The 347-nt window shown below is 59.4% G+C and carries 1 protein-coding gene; it reads left to right on the top strand.

The window, feature by feature from the left end; genetic code table 11:
* Positions 1-93 precede the first annotated feature (93 nt).
* A partial coding sequence (locus VH86_RS24630) for a biofilm development regulator YmgB/AriR family protein (protein WP_045834451.1) occupies positions 94-347 on the top strand: 254 nt, incomplete at its 3' end.

Raw genomic sequence — 347 nt, 5'->3', positions numbered from 1 at the left:
GCCCGCAGGACGCGGCTACCCGGGAGGTGGCCGTTTTTTATTTCAGGCACTGAGCCTGGCCACTTTTGCCCGCAGGGCCTGACGGATAACATCATGCAGCTTAACGAACATCACACCTCTACAGAAGCAAGCATCATTCAGCACTTCCGCAGCGGCGGCGACGCGCTGGCCGCCGAGACCGCCGTGCTGGACGCCGTCATCCGCGACATCGTTATTCACGGCAAAAAGGTCACCAGCAAGGCGATCATTCTTTATCTGATCGCCGAGCTGGAGAGTACCTCAGACGTTGTCGAACTTGACGTGCTGCGCAGCGCGCTGGAAATCGTGGTGGGCAAAACGCCCGACGA

It is taken from the genome of Pantoea sp. BL1 (assembly GCF_000963985.1).
Taxonomy (GTDB): Bacteria; Pseudomonadota; Gammaproteobacteria; order Enterobacterales; family Enterobacteriaceae; genus Pantoea; species Pantoea rwandensis_B.
Note: the sequence above shows the minus strand (reverse complement) of the source record. Positions and strands in the feature narration are given on the sequence as shown.